At 68.9% G+C, this 16501-nt stretch carries 9 protein-coding genes and 2 pseudogenes; 4 read left to right on the top strand and 7 right to left on the bottom strand.

Going from position 1 to position 16501, the window contains the following annotated elements:
• Positions 1-72: 72 nt before the first annotated feature.
• The 4 genes from BEN78_13540 to BEN78_13525 form a co-directional block, all read right to left on the bottom strand.
• Positions 73-963, bottom strand: a complete 891-nt coding sequence (locus tag BEN78_13540) for an endonuclease (GenBank protein ID ASR44233.1) — start codon at positions 961-963, stop codon at positions 73-75.
• Positions 964-1016: 53 nt separating this feature from the next.
• Positions 1017-3677: a hypothetical protein gene (locus tag BEN78_13535; GenBank protein ID ASR44232.1), complete on the bottom strand. Its 2661-nt coding sequence runs from the start codon at positions 3675-3677 to the stop codon at positions 1017-1019.
• Positions 3678-4356: 679 nt separating this feature from the next.
• The gene (locus tag BEN78_13530; GenBank protein ASR44231.1) at positions 4357-5262 is read right to left on the bottom strand and encodes a cytochrome C biogenesis protein; all 906 of its coding nucleotides are present in this window, start codon (positions 5260-5262) and stop codon (positions 4357-4359) included.
• Between the two features lie 153 nt (positions 5263-5415).
• Positions 5416-5880, bottom strand: coding sequence for a heat-shock protein (locus BEN78_13525; GenBank protein ASR45141.1), 465 nt, complete (start codon positions 5878-5880; stop codon positions 5416-5418).
• A 214-nt stretch (positions 5881-6094) separates the two neighbouring features.
• On the opposite strand from BEN78_13525, the gene BEN78_13520 reads away from it, so the two are divergent.
• Positions 6095-6574 carry a peroxiredoxin gene (locus tag BEN78_13520; protein ID ASR44230.1) on the top strand — a complete coding sequence of 160 codons (480 nt, stop codon included), beginning with the start codon at positions 6095-6097 and terminating at the stop codon, positions 6572-6574.
• Between the two features lie 36 nt (positions 6575-6610).
• Here the strand turns inward: BEN78_13520 and BEN78_13515 are convergent.
• Positions 6611-8979: pseudogene (locus BEN78_13515) on the bottom strand (penicillin-binding protein 1C).
• 170 nt (positions 8980-9149) lie between these two features.
• Positions 9150-10097, bottom strand: a complete 948-nt coding sequence (locus BEN78_13510) for a LysR family transcriptional regulator (protein ID ASR44229.1) — start codon at positions 10095-10097, stop codon at positions 9150-9152.
• A 100-nt stretch (positions 10098-10197) separates the two neighbouring features.
• Here BEN78_13510 and BEN78_13505 point away from each other — a divergent pair, with 100 nt between their 5' ends.
• The 3 genes from BEN78_13505 to BEN78_13495 are packed head-to-tail and all read left to right on the top strand — an operon-like array spanning position 10198 to position 11366.
• Positions 10198-10752 (top strand): NADPH-dependent FMN reductase, encoded by a 555-nt coding sequence (locus tag BEN78_13505; protein ASR44228.1) that lies wholly within the window; start codon positions 10198-10200, stop codon positions 10750-10752.
• Between the two features lie 12 nt (positions 10753-10764).
• A complete protein-coding gene (locus BEN78_13500; protein ID ASR44227.1) occupies positions 10765-10971 on the top strand; it encodes a tautomerase in 207 nt (68 codons plus the stop codon).
• Complete coding sequence (locus tag BEN78_13495; protein ASR44226.1) at positions 10968-11366, top strand: hypothetical protein; 399 nt, start codon at positions 10968-10970, stop codon at positions 11364-11366. Before BEN78_13500 ends, BEN78_13495 begins: the two co-directional genes overlap by 4 nt.
• A 42-nt stretch (positions 11367-11408) precedes the next feature.
• On the opposite strand, the pseudogene BEN78_13490 reads toward BEN78_13495, so the two are convergent.
• Positions 11409-16339 (bottom strand): annotated as a pseudogene (locus BEN78_13490) (hypothetical protein).
• Positions 16340-16501: the final 162 nt, after the last annotated feature.

Raw genomic sequence — 16501 nt, 5'->3', positions numbered from 1 at the left:
AGGCGTCTCCCCTACCCGACCCACTCGTCGCTTGATCTGCAGGCGGCCTCTGTCGCGCTGCACGTCTCCGATTCAGTGCTGCGGCGGCCACGCGAAATCGGCGACCACCGGAAAATGGTCGGACGGAAAGCGCCCGTCGGCCTGGTCGGTCACGGTTTCGACGCGCCGCAGCTCCAGGCCCCGGAACAGGATCCAGTCGATGCGATCGGTCGGCTGGCCAGTGAACGCGTGCACGGTCGCCTCGGGGCCGCGGCGTGCCGTGGCGGCTTCCCAAGCATCCCGCAGCGGGCCGACCAGACGACGGTGCGTCGGCGAGCTCGGGACGGCGTTGAAGTCGCCGGTCACCACGACCGGGACGTCCACCGGCAACCGACCGATGCGCGCCAACAGCAGATCGGCGCATCGCTCGCGCAACGGCTCGGCGTCGGCCATGTGCGGGAAGTGGGTATTGAACAGGTAGAACTCGCGCCCGTTGGCGCGGTCGCGGAACCGGCCCCAGGTTGCCATGCGCGGCATCGCCCGACCGAAGTTGTCGCTGCCCGGCACATCGGGCGTGTCCGACAGCCAGAAATGGCCCTGCTCGCGCAGTTCGAGCCGTTGCGTGTCGTAGAACACGCCCATGTGTTCGTTGCCGTTGCCGTCGCTGTCGTCGCCATTGCGACCGGTCCCGAACCACGCGTAGCCGGGCAAGTGCGCATCGAGATACTCGGCCTGTCGGCGCAGCAACTCCTGTGTGCCGACGAGATGCGGACGTCGGCGCAGGATCGTCTCGACCAACAGGTCGCGGCGGGCGTCCCAGACGTTGACGCCGTCGCCTGGCGCCGCATAGCGGACGTTGAATCCCATCACCCGCAGGTCTGGAGTCGGCGCGTCGACGGCGACGGCAGGCACCGACAATGCAGCCATCGCCGCCAACAGCCAGGTCAGCGGCAACCGCAATGCGCGGTAGATCGAAACAGTCATGGCATCTCCTCGTTCACAGACGGCCGCGCCCCTCGGACGCGGCCCGGCGGACTTCATTCCAGTTCGTAGCGCAGCGTCAACGCATAGGTCGCGCCGTAGTTGTTGAGGTTGCGCATCGTCTGGTAGTCCTCGCCGACCGTCTGGTACTGGTCTTCGTTGAAGACGTTCGCAGCGCTCAGCCCCACCGTCCAGCGCGGGTCGATCCGGGTCACCCAGGCGATATCGGTCACCGAGCGCGACCGGAATCCGCGGTTACCCCACTCGTTGGCACCGATGGTGAAGATGTGCCGGCCGGTGTAGTTGCGCGACACCGTCAATCGGCTGTCGCGCCACGGCACGTGCCAGGTCACACCAAGATTGGCGAGCTTGTCGGGCTGGGTCGCCAACTGGTCGATCCGGCGCGAGCCTTCGGACCAGGTGTAGGTCATCTCGCCGTCCATGCGGGTGGCGTTGAACATCACGTCGAAGCGCTGGCCCCACAGCGGCATGTCGCGACTGACCAGCGACAGTTCCACGCCGCGCACGCTGGAATCGTCGAGGTTGCGCGGCGTGGTGATCGTGGTCAGCAGGCCGTCTGCGTCGATGCGCTCTTCGCTGATGCCGACGATGTTGTCCTCGATCGCCTTGTGGAACAGCGCCAGCGAGACGTAGCCGCTGTTGCCGTTGAAGTACTTCTCCACCGAGACATCGAGATTGCGCGAGCGCAGCGGCTCGAGATCGGGATTGCCGCGCGAGAGCGTGCAGTCGCCGGTGTCGGCGTTGCAGTTGAGCACCTCGGCCTGGGCGATGTTGGACGGGATCGGACGGCCGATCGTCCTGCTGGCGCTCAAGCGCAGGTTGATGTCGTCGCGCACGCGCGCGACCAGATTGAACGACGGCAGCAGGTTGTCGTAGCCGCCGGCATTGGTCGTCGTGCCAGAGACCACGCCGCTGGCGATCGTCGGCGTATAGGCCTTGAACGCGGTGTCGTCGTAACGCACGCCCACGATCGCCTGGATCAGGTCGGTGCTGTAGTGCAAAGACAGATAGGCGTCGCGGACTTTCTCCACGTAGCGGAAATCCGAGGCCTGGCTCTGGTAGGCGGTCGCGACATCGTTCAGTCCCAGTCCCGCCCAGCCGCCCCCTTCGACGAAGCGCGGGGTGTCGAAGAACGGCAGCGCGTCGATCGCGTGTGGATACCGCCAGCCCGGATCGTAGAGAAGGTCGCTGTAGTCGCCGCCCACCTGGTACACCCGCCGGGTGTGATCGGTGTTCACGTCCAGGCGCTTGTGTTCCAGCCCCGCGGCGACCCCGAAGCCACGCGCATCGGCGCCGATGTTGCGAGTGAAATCCAGACGCACATTGCCCAGGCCGGCGGTCGCGTAGGTGCGGTTGGCGCCGGCGCCGCTGAGCCGATACGGCGTATCGCCGATGATGCCCGGATCGTCCAGACCGACCACGTTGAAGATCTCGCCCGGGCCGGACGATGCGTAATGCAGGCGCTCACCCGGACCAGGCTCTGCGCGCAAACGGACGCTGTTGCTGGTGCCGTGGGACCGGTCGCGGGTATAGCCGGCACGCAGGCCCAGCCATTGGTCGCCTTCCGACCATTCCAGGCCAGTGAGGATGCCGCGATTGTTCCGGGACAACACACGGTCCTCGAAGATCACCTCCATGGCCTGGATCTCTTTCGTGCCCGAGGTCGGCGTCTGCGCTTCCACCGCCTGCCGGGTGACGAACTGGAATCCGTTCTCCGTCCGCCGCTCCTCGAGTCCGTAGCCGAACACCAGCATCGACGCGCGCAGCGGGCTGTCGCGGGGCATCCATTCGAGCTTGGCCGAGCCGCCGTAACTGTTCATCCAGCGGTTGTCGGCGTAGTAGGCGATCGCGTTGGGCGCCACCATGCCGTTCCAGCCTTGAGCCGCCAACGGGCCGCTGATCGGAGCACCGTCGTTGTCGAAGAAGTGGTGCGAGGTCTGGAAGAGCTTGTTCTGCGAGGTCTGGAACTGCTGCTGGCGCAGCGACACGGTGATCCCGAACTGATCGTCATTGCCGAACACGGTGGAATAGCGCCCCTTGAGTCCGCCGCCCCAGCGCGAGGTGGTGCGTGGCATCGAGTTGGCGCCATCGTCGTTGCCGAGGTCGTGGTAGTTGGCGCTGCCCTCGACGTGAAGCGCATGCCGACCGTGGTCGAACGCACTGCCGCTGATCAGGTCGATGCTGGCGCCGACCCCGTCGGCCGCCTGCTCGGCGGAGAACGTCTTGTAGATGTCGATGCGGTCGGCGATGTCGTTGGGGATCATCTGCAGATTGATCTTGCGCTCGCCGCCGCCCTCGTCGCCCACCGAGGCCATCGTGATGCCGTCGATCGTGGTGCTGTTGATGTTGGGCGAGATCCCGCGCACCGACACGTAGCGCGGCTGGTCCTCGTCGCGCATCAGACTCACGCCGGGCGCGACCAGCAGCTTCTGCGCGATCGAGTCCTCCTGGCTGGTCACCTGGATGCTGTTCTCGTCGAGCGAATCGACCGTGACGCCCGCATTGCGCTTGCTGCGCACTGCGTTGTCGGTGACGACCGCCGCGGTGACCTGCACCGCGTCGAGTGTGCGGGCCGCGTTCGGCGCCGCGTCGTCGGCGACGGCCTGTCCAACTGCGATCGCCAGCGCGACCGCGAGCATCGTGCGGGGCAGCACGCGCCCCGATCGCAGCCCGGTGCCCTCGCCCGCGCCGTCCACCCCATTGCACCCGTTACGGTTCTGCCGCGACGCGATCTGCGCTCCCCACCTTTGCTGCATGACGAATTCCTGCTGTCCGGTTCGACGAAAGAGACCTTGAATCGATCCAGCGACGACCATGGCGCTGCGGATGGCGAGTCGTCACCTTGCGGCGAATCGCTCGACGCACATGCATGTACGTAGCGCAAGCTTCCGCGCGCCGATCGATTGAATCGATTTAATTCGCGCACATTAGCGTGGCGATATGACAGACAGGCGTCAGTGTCCTGCATCACCTTTTTGCAGTCGGGTCTGCGCGCCGGCACCGCGGGCGGCCCGCATCCTCAGGCGCCCGTCCTCGTCGTCTTTGGTGGCCGGGCGCAGGGCGTCAGCTGCCTACACCCCGAGGCCGGCACCCAGACGCCATCCTCATTGCCGATAGTCTTGCCGACGATGACCACGTTGGCGCGGCCTGTCCGGCAGGCTCACTTCGGCGATCGGACGATCGCCGGGTGGTCTGAGCCGATGTCGAAGGGTCCCGCGTCTTGCGCTGCGGTCGCGGCCAACGCGCGCGCGGACTGCATGGAGGACATCGCGCCGCGGAGCGTCGGGCGGCGTCGGGCGGCGTCGGGCAGTGTCGAATTTTTGGAGCAATCAATACGCGGCCACAGCCGGCCAGGCGGCCGGCCGTGGCGATGGCTCAAGCCTCGCCAGAAAAGGCGTCGCGCAGTGCCTCGTAGGCAGCCGTCTGCGCGGCGGTGCGCGGCGGCGGCGCCTGGATCTCGAGTTCGACGAGTTGATCGCCCGCAGGCGCGCCGCCGGCGCCCGGCAGGCCGCGGCCACGCAGCCGCAGCTTGCGGCCGGCTTCCGACCCCGCCGGGATCTTCAGCTCGACCCGCCCGCCCAGAGTCGCCACGCTCAGAGTCGCGCCGAGTGCGGCGTCCCACGGGGCGATCGGCAGCGAATGGATGATGTTGCGGCCATCGACCTCGAAGTCGGGATGGGCCGCGTACTCGATCTCCAGCAGCAGATCCCCGCCCTGCTGGCCTTGCCTGGGCAGCCGCACGACCTGCCCGGGACGGATGCCTTTGGGGATGCGCACATCGAAGGTCTTGCCGAGCACCGGTACGCGGACGCTGTCGCCGCGATAGACCGTCTCCAGCGGCACCGCCAGGCGCGCGCGCGTATCGCCGCGCGGCGCATGCCCGCGGGCACCGGGACCGCCATGGCCGCCGACGCCGCCGGCACGCCGGCCGAACAGTTCTTCGAAGAAGTCGCTGAAGCCGCCCCCCGCGCCGCCACCGGCGAAGATCTCGTCGAAGTCGACGCCGCCTGCGCCAGCGCCGCCGAAGCCGCCGGGGGGTGGCCGGACTTCGTCTCCGGGACGATAGCCGCGCGCGCGCAATTGATCGTAGGCCTTGCGCTTCTCCGGGTCGCGCAGCGCCTCATAGGCCTCGTTGATCGCCTTGAACGTCTCTTCGGCGCCGGCCTCCTTGCTGACGTCGGGATGGTACTTGCGCGCCTTGCGGCGATAGGCGGTCTTGATCTCCGCATCGCCGGCATTGGGCTCGACGCCGAGAATCTCGTAGTAGTCCTTGAACTGCATGTGGGGAGTTCCGATGCGACGCGCCACGCGCCGCGACAAGGGAAGTCATCGAATCCAAGGGGTGGATGCGACAGCGGCCCGCAGAATACCTGCAGGCCGCCGTCTCCGTCTTCATCGCACCACGCCTGCGCGCGGTGCAATTCCAGCGCCCGCTCAGGCCTGCGTCGTCACGGCCCGGGTCCCGGTGTCCTGGGCCGCGCCGACCTGGATCCGTCGCGGGGTGGTCTCGGGACGCTTGGGAATGCTGATCTCCAGCACGCCGTTCTGTCCGCTCGCGGTGATCGCATTGGCATCGGCGCTGTCGGGCAGCGAGAAGCGGCGGTGGAACTGTCCGGTCGCACGTTCGATGCGCGAGAACCGCAGCTCGCTCCGACCCCCTTCGCCATCCTCGGTCGGCTCGCTGCTGGCATGGGTCCGGCGCTCGCCCTTCAGGCTCAGAATGCCCTTGTCCATCCAGATCTCGACATCCTGCGGATCGATGCCCGGCAGGTCGGCCAGGATCACGAACCGGTCGCGCTCTTCGTGGATGTCCACGCGCGGGACCCATTGACTGGTGACCACCGACGATTCGTCCTGAGCGTCGCCGCCCTGCACGAACTGGTCGAAGAACCGCCGCATTTCATCCTGGAACGTCGCACGCCCGGCGAGGGCCGGCTGGCGGGCGACAGCACGATAGGCTTCATGTCGCATGGAGTGGCTCCGTGTTGAAAAGCGGCCCCGTCGGCCGCGATGCCGGGAATCTGGGAACGTGCGCGTGGGTTTCAAGAGCGCTCGCATCGACGCCACACGCGAACGGATAGACTGCGTTCACCCTGTTGCGAGCGACTCCCCCATGACCATCCAGATCGGCGACGCCATCCCCGAAGTCACCCTCAAGCACATCCAAGACGGCGTGCGCGTCATCGACACCCCGACCGTCTTCTCCGGCAAGCGCGTGGTGCTGTTCGCCGTCCCCGGCGCATTCACGCCCACCTGCTCCGAACGCCACCTGCCCGGCTTCGTCGAGCACTTCGAGACGTTCCGCAGCCGCGGCATCGATGTGGTCTGCATCGCCGTCAACGACCCGTTCGTGATGCAGGCCTGGGGCGACAGCGTCGGGGTACCGGACGGGCTGCAGATGCTGTCGGACGGCAATGCCGACTTCGTGCGCGCGCTCGGCCTGGAGATGGACGCGACCGCCTACGGCATGGGCACGCGCGCCAAGCGCTTCGCGCTGTACGCCGACGACGGCGTGGTGCGGCATCTGTTCGTCGAGGCCCCGGGCGAGTTCAAGGTGTCCTCGGCCGAGCACGTGCTCGCGCAGCTGGACTGACGCACCCGCCGCCGTAGCGCGCTCGTTCCGAGCGCGCTACGGCGCCACATGGAAGGCGATGCTGCGCCAGGCACCGTCATCGGCCAGCGCGGTCAGCTCGCGCCGGCCGGGCGTCTCGAATTCGGCGCGCAGCCAGCGCGCACCCTGGGTTTCGCCGATCCAGCGCCCGTCGAGCAGCCACTGCACGCGTGACTCGGTGCCCAGCGCGCGCACCTGCAGTCGCACGCCATGCGCGCTGCCCGGCGGCCGGACCAGGGTCACGCCCGGCTCCAGGCCCTCGATATGCAGGGCGGCAGCCGTCTCACGGCCGTCAGGCCGGCAGTCCGGCGCCAGCGCAGGCAACTGCGCCGCGTGCCGCGTGGCCGCGGGCAACCACGGCGAGACCAGCGCCGGCCAGCGCGCGATCTCGCGCGATGCGCGCGGATGCGGGGCGTCGCAATCGGCCGATAGCCGCTGCCCGCTGCGCGAGTCGATCTCGAAGCGCACACGACCCGCGCTCCAACGCCCCGCATCACGCTCGGCGAAGGTCGGCGGCACATTGCCATCGAGGGTCCAGGCGGTCAGCCGGCGTTGGCACAGCGGCGCGGCCTGCGCATCGGCCGCGATGCCCAGCGGCCAGCAGATATCGACCTCCCGCACATTGCGCGGCGGCGGCGCGCGCAGCGCATCGTCCCGCCCGCGCGGCAGGCTGTCGACCGTCTCGAGCAGCAGCGGCAGCGCGGTAATTGCGCCGTATTGTCCCGGCAGCGGCGTGCCATCGGGGCGGCCGACCCACACCCCGACCGTGTAGCGGTGGGTGCCGCCGATCGCCCAGGCATCGCGATAGCCGTAGCTGGTCCCGGTCTTCCACGACACCCGCGGCCGGTCGCCGGTGTCGAAGGTGTCGGCGCGCTCGCCCGGCCGGTCGGCCGCTTCCAGGATCTCGCGCACGATCCAGGCCGCCCCCGGCGACAGCAGTCGGCGATCACGCAAGGCCGGGCCCGGGTATAGCGCACGCGCCCGGCGATCCCGTCGCGATGCAACGCGGCGTGCGTGCCGACCAGTTGTTCGAGCGTCGCGCCGGTGCCGCCCAGGATCAGCGACAGGTTCGGCACTGCGCCGCGCGGGAAGCGCAGCGTGACCCCCGCATTGTCGAGCCGCGCGGCGAAGCGCGCCGGTCCGACCCGGTCGAGCAGGTCCACCGCCGGCACGTTCAACGACAGGCGCAGCGCATCGGCGGCTGCGACCGGCCCGTTGAACGCCGCATCGAAATTGCCCGGGCGATAGCCGCCGAACGAGTGCGGGGCATCGACCAGCAGGCTGGCCGAGTGGATCAGCCCATCGTCGAGCGCCATGCCGTAGAGAAACGGCTTGAGCGTCGAGCCGGGCGAGCGCCAGGCGCGCACCATGTCGACGTGGCCCAGCCGCGCACGATCGCCGAAGGCGACCGAACCCACATAGGCCAAGGCCTCCAGGTTGCGATTGTCGACCACCAGCAGCGCCGCCGAGGTGCGCTCGGGCAACTGCGAGAAGTAGCTGGCGACCCGCTGCTCGAGCATGCGCTGCAGGCCGATGTCGATCGTCGAGACGATCCGCGCCTGCCCCGGATTGGCCGCGCGCAGGCGCTGGGCGAGCAGCGCGGCATGCAACGGCGGCCGCAGACTGCGCGCCACGACCGGCTCGATCTTCGCATCGTCGACCGCCTCGCGCGTCCACACGCCGAGCGCGACCATGCGCTCGAGCACTTTGTCGCGCGCCGCACGCGCCGCGTCCGGCGCGCGATCGGGGCGCAGCCGGCTCGGCGCCTGCGGCAACACCGCCAGCAGCGCCGCCTCGGCCCGCGACAGCCGGGCCGCCGGCTTGCCCAGGTAGGCCCAACTCGCCGCCTCGACCCCCTCGATGGTGCCGCCGAACGGCGCGCGCGTGAGGTACAGGGTCAGGATCTCATCCTTCGATAGATGCGCCTCGAGTTGCAGCGCCCGCAGCAGCTGCACCAGCTTGCCGCCCAGCGTGCGCCCGTGCGCCGGCTGCGGGTCGAGGATGCGTGCGACCTGCATCGTCAGCGTCGAGCCACCCGACACGATCCGCCCGCCCCGCGCCCATTGCCAAGCCGCACGCGCCATCGCCAGTGGATTGACGCCCGGATGGCGCCGGAACCAGCGGTCCTCGTAGCCGAGCAACGCCTGCAGGTAGTACGGCGACACGCTCGCCGGCGTGGCCGGGTGGCGCCAGACGCCATCGGCATCGGCGAACGCGCGCAGCGGCGTGCCGTCGCGCGCGACCACCAGCACGCTGGTGTCATCGCGCGTGGGCAGTTGCGGCGGGAACGCAAGATCGAGCGCGAGCAGCGACAGCAGCAGTGCGACCGTCCCCCAGCGCAGGGCGGGTAACAGCCGACGCAGCCGACATCGTCGGTGCTCAGACATCACGGCGGGACACTCGGACAATCCCGCTTCCGCGTCGAATCGCTGCCCAGGTGCTCGACGCCCACCCGTCCGCCCTGGCCCCCGGCGCATGCGCCGCACACGCCCTGGCCATTCGGTATCGAGCCGGCAGCAAGCAGGAGGCGAGATCCGCGATGGGCATGGCGCATAGTCTAGTCGGGCACATGCGGCCGCGATCCGCCGCGCGCCCGATCCCGCAGCCATGCGGCGAGGAAGTCCGCCAGCACCCGCACCCGCAACGGCATGTGGCGATTGCTCGGGTGGATCAGCGAGAACGGCCGCGAGGCGCCGCCGTAGGCCTGCATCACTTCCACCAATGCACCGCGTGCGAGCGCCTGCTCCACGGTGAAACGATAGACCTGCGCCAGTCCCGCGCCCGCTTGGGCCAGCGTGACCACGCCCAGGATGTCATCGGTACAAGTGCATCCCCCGGCGGTGGCCACGTCTCGCTCGACACCGCCGACGCGCAGTCGCCATGGCACGCGCTGCCCGGAGCTGGGCAGGATGAACTGGATGCAGTCGTGCCGCTGCAGATCGTCCACCGTCGCAGGTTCGCCATGCTGGCCGAGATAGTCAGGCGTGGCGACGACCACCAGTTCCGCGTCCAGCAACCGGCGGGCGATGAGGCCCGAATCCGCCTGCTCGCGGCCGCGCACAGCCAGGTCGAAGCCATCGGCAGTGAAGTCGATATTCCGATTGCTCAACTGCACATCCACGCGGACCTGCGGATAGCGCGCGCGGAACGCCGGTAGCGCGGGCAACAGGCAATGGTGGCCGAACGTGGTGGGTGCGCTGATGCGCACCAGACCCGCGGGTTCGACCTGATGACCGGAGAGTTGCCGCTCTGCCTCCGCCAGTTGGCCCAGCGCCTGCTGGCACTGCACGTGATAGGCGCGGCCGGCCTCGGTGAGTCGGACGCGCCGTGTGGTGCGCACGAACAAGCGCACCTGCAGCCGGTCTTCAAGACGGCCGATCGCACGACTGACGGCGGCCGGCGTGAGCGCCGCCTGGTGCGCGGCTGCGGTGAAGCTCTCCAACTCGGCTGCCAGACAGAACAGCTCGAGGCTCGCCAGGGACACATCCTGGAAATCGCGCGGCATTGATGACTCGAGCTCACTGGTGATGTTCCAGATTATCCGTTTATCAACCCATTGGCGCCTCATAGCATTCCGGCACCCCATCCCTACCCCGAGGTACCGCATGTCCCCCCGTACGAGCATCGTCTTCCACAGCAGCCACGGTCACACCCGTCGCCTGGCACTGGCCATTGCGGCCGCATCGGACACCGCCCTCGTCGAGATCGACGCGCAAGGCCAACTCTCGGCCGAGGACTGGGCGCGCCTGGATGCGTCCGATGTCCTGATCTTCGGGTCACCGACCTGCATGGGCAATGTGAGTTGGCAGTTCAAGCGCTTCCAAGACGCCACCGCCGCGCTGTGGACGGCGCAGCGCTGGCGCGACAAGCTGGCTGCGGGATTCACCCACTCAGCGGGCATCAACGGCGACAAGCTCGCGACCTTGGGCGCGCTGTTCACCTTCTCCCAGCAGCACGGCATGGTCTGGACCGGCACCGGCCTGATGCCGGCAAACGTCCGCAGCTCCGGGCGCGACGATGTGAACTATCTCGCAGCGTTCAGCGGCCTCATGGCGGCCACGCCTGCGGACGTCTCGCACGAAGGCATGGCTGCGGGCGACCTGGAGACCGCACGACTGTTCGGCGAGCGCGTGCGTGCGGTCGCCCGACGTCTGCACTGACAGGAGCCCACCATGCCCTACGTCCAGATCCAGATCACCCGCGAAGGCACCACGGCCGCCCAGAAGGCGGCATTGATCGCAGGCGTGACCGAACTGCTGCAGCGCGTGCTGGCCAAGGACCCGGCTCTCACCCATGTGATCATCGACGAGGTCGAGCTCGACAATTGGGGCGTGCATGGCCTGCCGGTCACAGCCCTTCGTGCGGAGCGCCGGACATGAGCGCCGGCATCGCGTTCGCACGCGAAGCGGAGGCCGTCGCCGACGCGCTGACACGGTACTTCGATGGCCTGCACCACAGCGACGTATCGCTGCTCGCGCAGGTGTTTCACCCGCAGGCGCACTACTTCAGCGCCAGCGACGGCGACCTGCTGCACCTGGACATGGCGCAGTATTTTCCCATCGTCGCCGCGCGCCCATCGCCTGCCAGCCAGGGCCATGCACGCACCGACCGCATCGTCTCGCTGGAACTGGCCGGTCCGGTGACGGCATTGGCCAAGGTGACGTGTTCGATACCGCCGAAGGCCTTCATCGATTTCCTCACCCTGGTGAAACTCGATGGGCAGTGGCGGATCGTGAGCAAGGTGTTCCACCATCAGCCGATGGGCGCGACATGATGCTGGCCCCGCGCCGCGAGGCCATCGCGGCGCGGGCAAGGATCACGGCTCGACCACCGTGATCTGCTCGGGGACCGATCGACCGACGCCACGCAGCTGCGGCCGGTACATGTCCTCGACCAGCGGCGGCGGCACGGTGTAGGTGCCGGGGCTGACCGCGCGGACCAGGTAGAACACCCGCGCGGTACGGCCGCTGTCGAGCTTGAGCGCGGCGACGAAGCGGTCGTCGCGGTACTCCTCATGCTGCACCGTGGCCTGGCTGCCGCGTTCAGTGATCCGGATGCCGTCGACCACGACATCGGCCCACTGCTTGCCATCGCCCAGGTTGAAGTTCTCCACTTCCAGGCCCGCCGGCAACAGGTCGGTCAGCAGCGCATCGGGCATGTCGCGGTCGGCAATGACTGACACCGCGACGATCAGCGCTTCGCCCTCAGTCAGCGGCTTGGGCGTCCACGGTTGGCCGTCGGTGCCGTAGAGCCGGCGCTCGACCTTGAGCGCACTGGCCTCGGCGGCCGGCGCCTGCAGCGGCACACCGGCGACGTCGATGCTGGCGTACATCGGTGGTTCGCCCTTGGGCACCAAGCGCACCCCGCGGCGCAGCCCGGCCTCGTCGAAGGCACGTCCGATGATCGGCGCCGGGGCGATCGTCTCTTCGACCTCGCCCTCTTGCAGCGTGCCCGACACCCGACGGCTCTGGTCGGCCATCAGGGCCCGGCCCAGGCGCGCGATCGCGATCTGCTCCTGGGTGCTCAGGTACATCCAGCTGTGCTGCCGACGGGCGTCGATCTCGCGCCCGATGTCGACCGCACGGGCGTCGTACGTGGCCTTGGCCACATCGCGCTCATGGGTCAGCGCGATCATCAGCGAGGCATCGCGCAACGGCGAGCCGTAGTCCCACAGATAACCCGGACGGTCACCCTTGAACGCGAACCCGGCCTCGATCGCACGCTCGCCGCGGGCCTTGTCGCCCTGCAGCGACAGCGCCAGGCCCAGATGCACCAGCGGCAGGCCGGTCCGTGCCTTCGCGCGCTCGTTGTCATAGAGACCGCGCAGCGTGCCCAGTGGCGCACGGTTGACCCGCGCGAGCACGTAGCCGGCGTAGGCCTGGTAGGCGAAGCGCAGGTGGTCGCGCTCGTTCTGGCCATAGAACCCGTCGCCGCCCGACAGCAGGTCTTCGGACAAGCGCTCGAGCGCCTTCTGCAGCACCCCTTCCGGCACAGCGAAACCAGCGTCGCGCGCGTCGAGCAGGAACTCGACGATGTAAGGCGTGAGCATCGGATTGACGTCGCCGTCGCCGCCACCCCACATCGAGAAGTGCCCGGTGCCGACCTGCATCGCCGCCAGCCGGCCGAACGCGGCCTCGACCACCCGGCGTCGCTTGCCGGCGTCGATGTCGCGGATGCCCAGCATCGAGACTGTCGCTTCGTCGAGTTGCAGCGCCGCGTAACCGCGACTGGTGGTCTGCTCGGCGCAGCCGTAGGGATAGTGCAACGCACCGTCGATCGCGGCGGCGAATGGAATCGGCGGCAGCGCGCTGACCGAGACCCGCGCCGTGACCGAGCCGGGCATCAGTCCGGACATCGTGGCGGTGTCGAGGGTCAGTGGCGTGGCGCCGTCGAGCCCCCGGGTGCTCGAGCGCAACACCGCTGGCCACGCCGGCCGCACCGGCAGGTCGTAGCTGCGATCGACGCGGTGCCCGTTGCCGTCGACGCGCACGCGGACCTTGGCGACGGTATAGCCGGACTGCGCGGTCAGCGGGAAGCGCAGTGTCGTCTTGCCGTCAGCGGCCAGCGACACGCGGCGACTGCCCTCACCGATTACCAGCGGCCCGACACCGTCGACGCGGACGTCGAACGCGCCCGCCCGCCCACTGAAATTGGTCAGGTCCAGGGTCACCGTGCTGCGGTCGCCAGGCGCGAGCACCCGCGGCATGCTGGCCTCCGCGACGACCGGCGCGCGCACCAGGGTCTCGACATCGCGACTGCCGTAGCGGTCGGCCGAGAACACCAGCGCCGAGACCCGCAGCGTGCCGTTGAAGTCGGGCAGTTGCAGCGGCACCCGCGCATTGCCGCGGGCATCGAGCTTCACCGGGCCTGCGAACAGATCGACGGTCTGCACGCGCGCGGTGGGGCGACGGGCCTGCGGCAGCGAGGCCAGGGGTGCATCGCCGCCGAAGCGCAGCTTGGCCGTGCCGCCCTCGTAGCTCTCGATGATCCGCCCGTAGAGATCGTAGGCATCGACGCCGAACCGGCGCTGCGCGAAGAAGTGCCGCCAGGCGTCGGGCACCGGAAAACGGGTGATGTTGAGGATGCCCACATCGACCGCCGAGACCGTGACCCAGGCCGACTGGCCGGCCAGTTGCGGTGCGCTCACGGTGACCTGCATCGGGCCTTCGGGCGGACCTGCTCCGGTGCCCGCAGCCCGACCGCGACCCGGCGATCGCGGCGCTGCATCGGCACATGCGCGATGCCGACCGCGCGCGCCGGCGTGACCGCACTCGCGGCACTGCCACCGCGGAACACCAGCGCGGTGACGTAGACGTCGTGACGTTCCCAGTCCTCGGTGACCGGGATCTCGAACGTGCTGCCCGGTTTGGCATCGATCTCGTGCAGATAGAGCATGCGGTCACTTTCGACCATCAGCAGGCCCTTGCCCGGATGCGGCGGCGTGACCGTGACACGCATCGTGTCGCCAGCGCGGTAGCCGGTCTTGTCCAGCGCGACCTTGACCTTGTCGGGCCGCGCATCGAGCCCGCGGTTGTCGTCGTCCCAGCCCCAACCGGCACGGAAGGGATAGCGCGAGACCAGCTTGGTCTGCGGATCCTCGACATCGATGCGGTACTCGCCCCACTCCACCGGCACGTCGAAGCGCGCGGCCGCGGTGCCGGCATCGACGCTGCGCGTATCCACGGTCTCGAAGCGCTGCGTGTACTCGTAGCGCCAGCCATCGTCATCGTTGCGCCAGTGGTAGTCGCGGTGCTCGCGCACCAGCGACACCTTCAGGCCCTGCAGCGGCCGGGGCTTGCCGTCCTGGCCCACGCGCACCAGTTCGAAGCGTGCCGTGCCGTTGGAGTCGGCGCCATCGTCAGGATCGAACAACGGGCGCACGCCGACCAGCGCCTCGGCTGGCCACAGCACCCGCTTGAGCGTGCGGTTGACGCTGCGCCCGCCGGTTTCGAACAAGCTGCCGGAGACAATCGCGGCGATCGGCGTGACCGGTCGGGCCTCGTCGGGCAGCGCGATATCGGCCTGCAGGCGGCCCTGCGCATCGAGCGCCTCATCGACGACATCCTTGGCCTCGCGCGGCAGTTCCACAGTCGGATCGCCGAAGAAGAAGCCCGGCAGCCCCTCGACCGGCGTGCGCTCGACGGCCACCGCCAGCCGCGCGGTGAAGCGATTGCCCGCCGCCGGCGCGCCATAAAGATAGGCCCCGGTCGCCTGCAGCCGCAGCGGCTGCCCCGGGCGCAGCGTCGCCTGCGCGGCGTCGAGGTCGAGCTTCATCCGCTCGGGCAGGAACTCCTCGATCCGCAAGGTCATGCCCTGCACCGCCTCGCGGCTCGCCGGATCGGTGCGGAACTCCACGCGCCAGCTGCCGGTCGGCGCGTCGACCGGGATCTCCTGCTCGAACCGGACGTAGCCGCCCTCGCCCGGCTCGATGCGGCGTTCGAGGAAGGTCTTGCCGTCGGGCTGGCGCAGGCGCGCAAACAACGTCTGCGCACGGCCGTCCTTCGCCTGCACCGGACGTCCATCCTGGTCGCGCAGCAGCGCCGAAACGCGGACTGTCTCTCCGGGGCGGTAAAGATCGCGTCCCGACCAGGCAAACACATCGAACCAGGCCTGCTCGCGGCCGCCGACCGCGAACTCCGACAGGTCCAGCGCCGGCTGGTTGAACGGCAGCATCGAGACATCCCCGCCCCGCGTGGCGACCAGCACATGCGCCGCGTCGAGCCTGTAGTCGAGCATCGCATTGCCGCGTGCGTCGGTCTTGGCGCGGAAGACCGTCTCGCCCTTGCCGTCGAGCACCTTGAGCTCGGCATTGCCGATCGGCGCGCCATCCTGCAGCGACGCCGTATGCACGAACATCCGCTCCCGGTAGGCGCGCGCATGCAGGCCGATGTCGCTGACGGTGAAGAACGCGGTCTCGTACTGGTCGGCGAACTCGCCGGTGCGCTTCATCACCGCAAAGTACAGCCCAGGCTGCTGCAGTTCCTTGATGCCCTGCAGCGGCAGATAGGTCAGCACACGCTCGTTGCGCGCGCCGTCGATCGAAAAGCGGTTGACGTACACCGGCTTGGCCAACTGCGACAGCGGCGTGCGGCCGCTGTAGCCGTAGCGGTCATCGAGATCCCAGCTCCCCCGCCGGCCGCCGCGCTGGTACTGGGTGAAGAACGCAGGCAACGAGGCGTCGTCGACGCGCAGGAACTCGACATCGACCTCGTCGACGTTGATCGAGACGATCGGCAGACCGCGCGATTCCTTCGCCGGCAGCACGCTGCCCTGCGAGGCGAAGCCGACGACCGGATCCAGCTCGCCGGTGAACACCTTGCGCTCGAGATCCTGGCCCAGCGTACTGCCGTCGGCTGCGGTCAGCTTGCCGGAAATGCGCACTGTGTAGTCCCGGTTGGCCTCGACGTGCGGGAAACGCAGCACCTTGCCGTCGTCGTCGAGCGTCCAACTGCCGTCACGACCGGCATTGTCGGCCAGGGTCACCAGCGCATCGAAATCCTGGGTGCCGACCAGCGGCTGCGAGAACTCGAGGGCCAACGACAGCGCGCCATCGTGCTGGTCGGGAAATGCCCGCACCAGGCCGAACCCCTCGACCTGTGCGCGCTCGGTGCGGATCGCCTCACCGCCCGCGGTGGGCACCTGACCCTCAGCATCACGCCGACAGCCGGCGACGAGCGCGACCGCCAGTACGAGCACCAGCACCGCGACGCAACGGGCGCCAACGCGCCCCCACATTCCGATCGACATCCCAATTCCCCGCCTGGCAACCGGCGCAGTATAGGAACGCCAAGCCTCCAAAACCGGGGGCAGAGTGCCTTTTCCTTGGAAAAAGACACTCTGACCCCGCGTGGCGGCTGCCCCCGGCGCGGCGTGGCGTCAGGCCTCGGGGTTGGGCGCGTCTACGAAAAG

Origin of the sequence: Xanthomonas citri pv. mangiferaeindicae, from assembly GCA_002240395.1 — a bacterium.
Taxonomy (GTDB): Bacteria; Pseudomonadota; Gammaproteobacteria; order Xanthomonadales; family Xanthomonadaceae; genus Luteimonas; species Luteimonas citri_A.
Note: the sequence above shows the minus strand (reverse complement) of the source record. Positions and strands in the feature narration are given on the sequence as shown.

Excerpts from the sequence above, each read along its gene's own strand:
- BEN78_13540 (ASR44233.1), bottom strand. The coding sequence starts at position 963 with ATGACTGTTTCGATCTACCGCGCATTGCGGTTGCCGCTGACCTGGCTG.
- BEN78_13510 (ASR44229.1), bottom strand. The coding sequence starts at position 10,097 with ATGCCGCGCGATTTCCAGGATGTGTCCCTGGCGAGCCTCGAGCTGTTC.
- BEN78_13495 (ASR44226.1), top strand. The coding sequence starts at position 10,968 with ATGAGCGCCGGCATCGCGTTCGCACGCGAAGCGGAGGCCGTCGCCGAC.
- BEN78_13530 (ASR44231.1), bottom strand. The coding sequence starts at position 5,262 with ATGCAGTTCAAGGACTACTACGAGATTCTCGGCGTCGAGCCCAATGCC.
- BEN78_13505 (ASR44228.1), top strand. The coding sequence starts at position 10,198 with ATGTCCCCCCGTACGAGCATCGTCTTCCACAGCAGCCACGGTCACACC.
- BEN78_13525 (ASR45141.1), bottom strand. The coding sequence starts at position 5,880 with ATGCGGCGGTTCTTCGACCAGTTCGTGCAGGGCGGCGACGCTCAGGAC.
- BEN78_13500 (ASR44227.1), top strand. The coding sequence starts at position 10,765 with ATGCCCTACGTCCAGATCCAGATCACCCGCGAAGGCACCACGGCCGCC.
- BEN78_13520 (ASR44230.1), top strand. The coding sequence starts at position 6,095 with ATGACCATCCAGATCGGCGACGCCATCCCCGAAGTCACCCTCAAGCAC.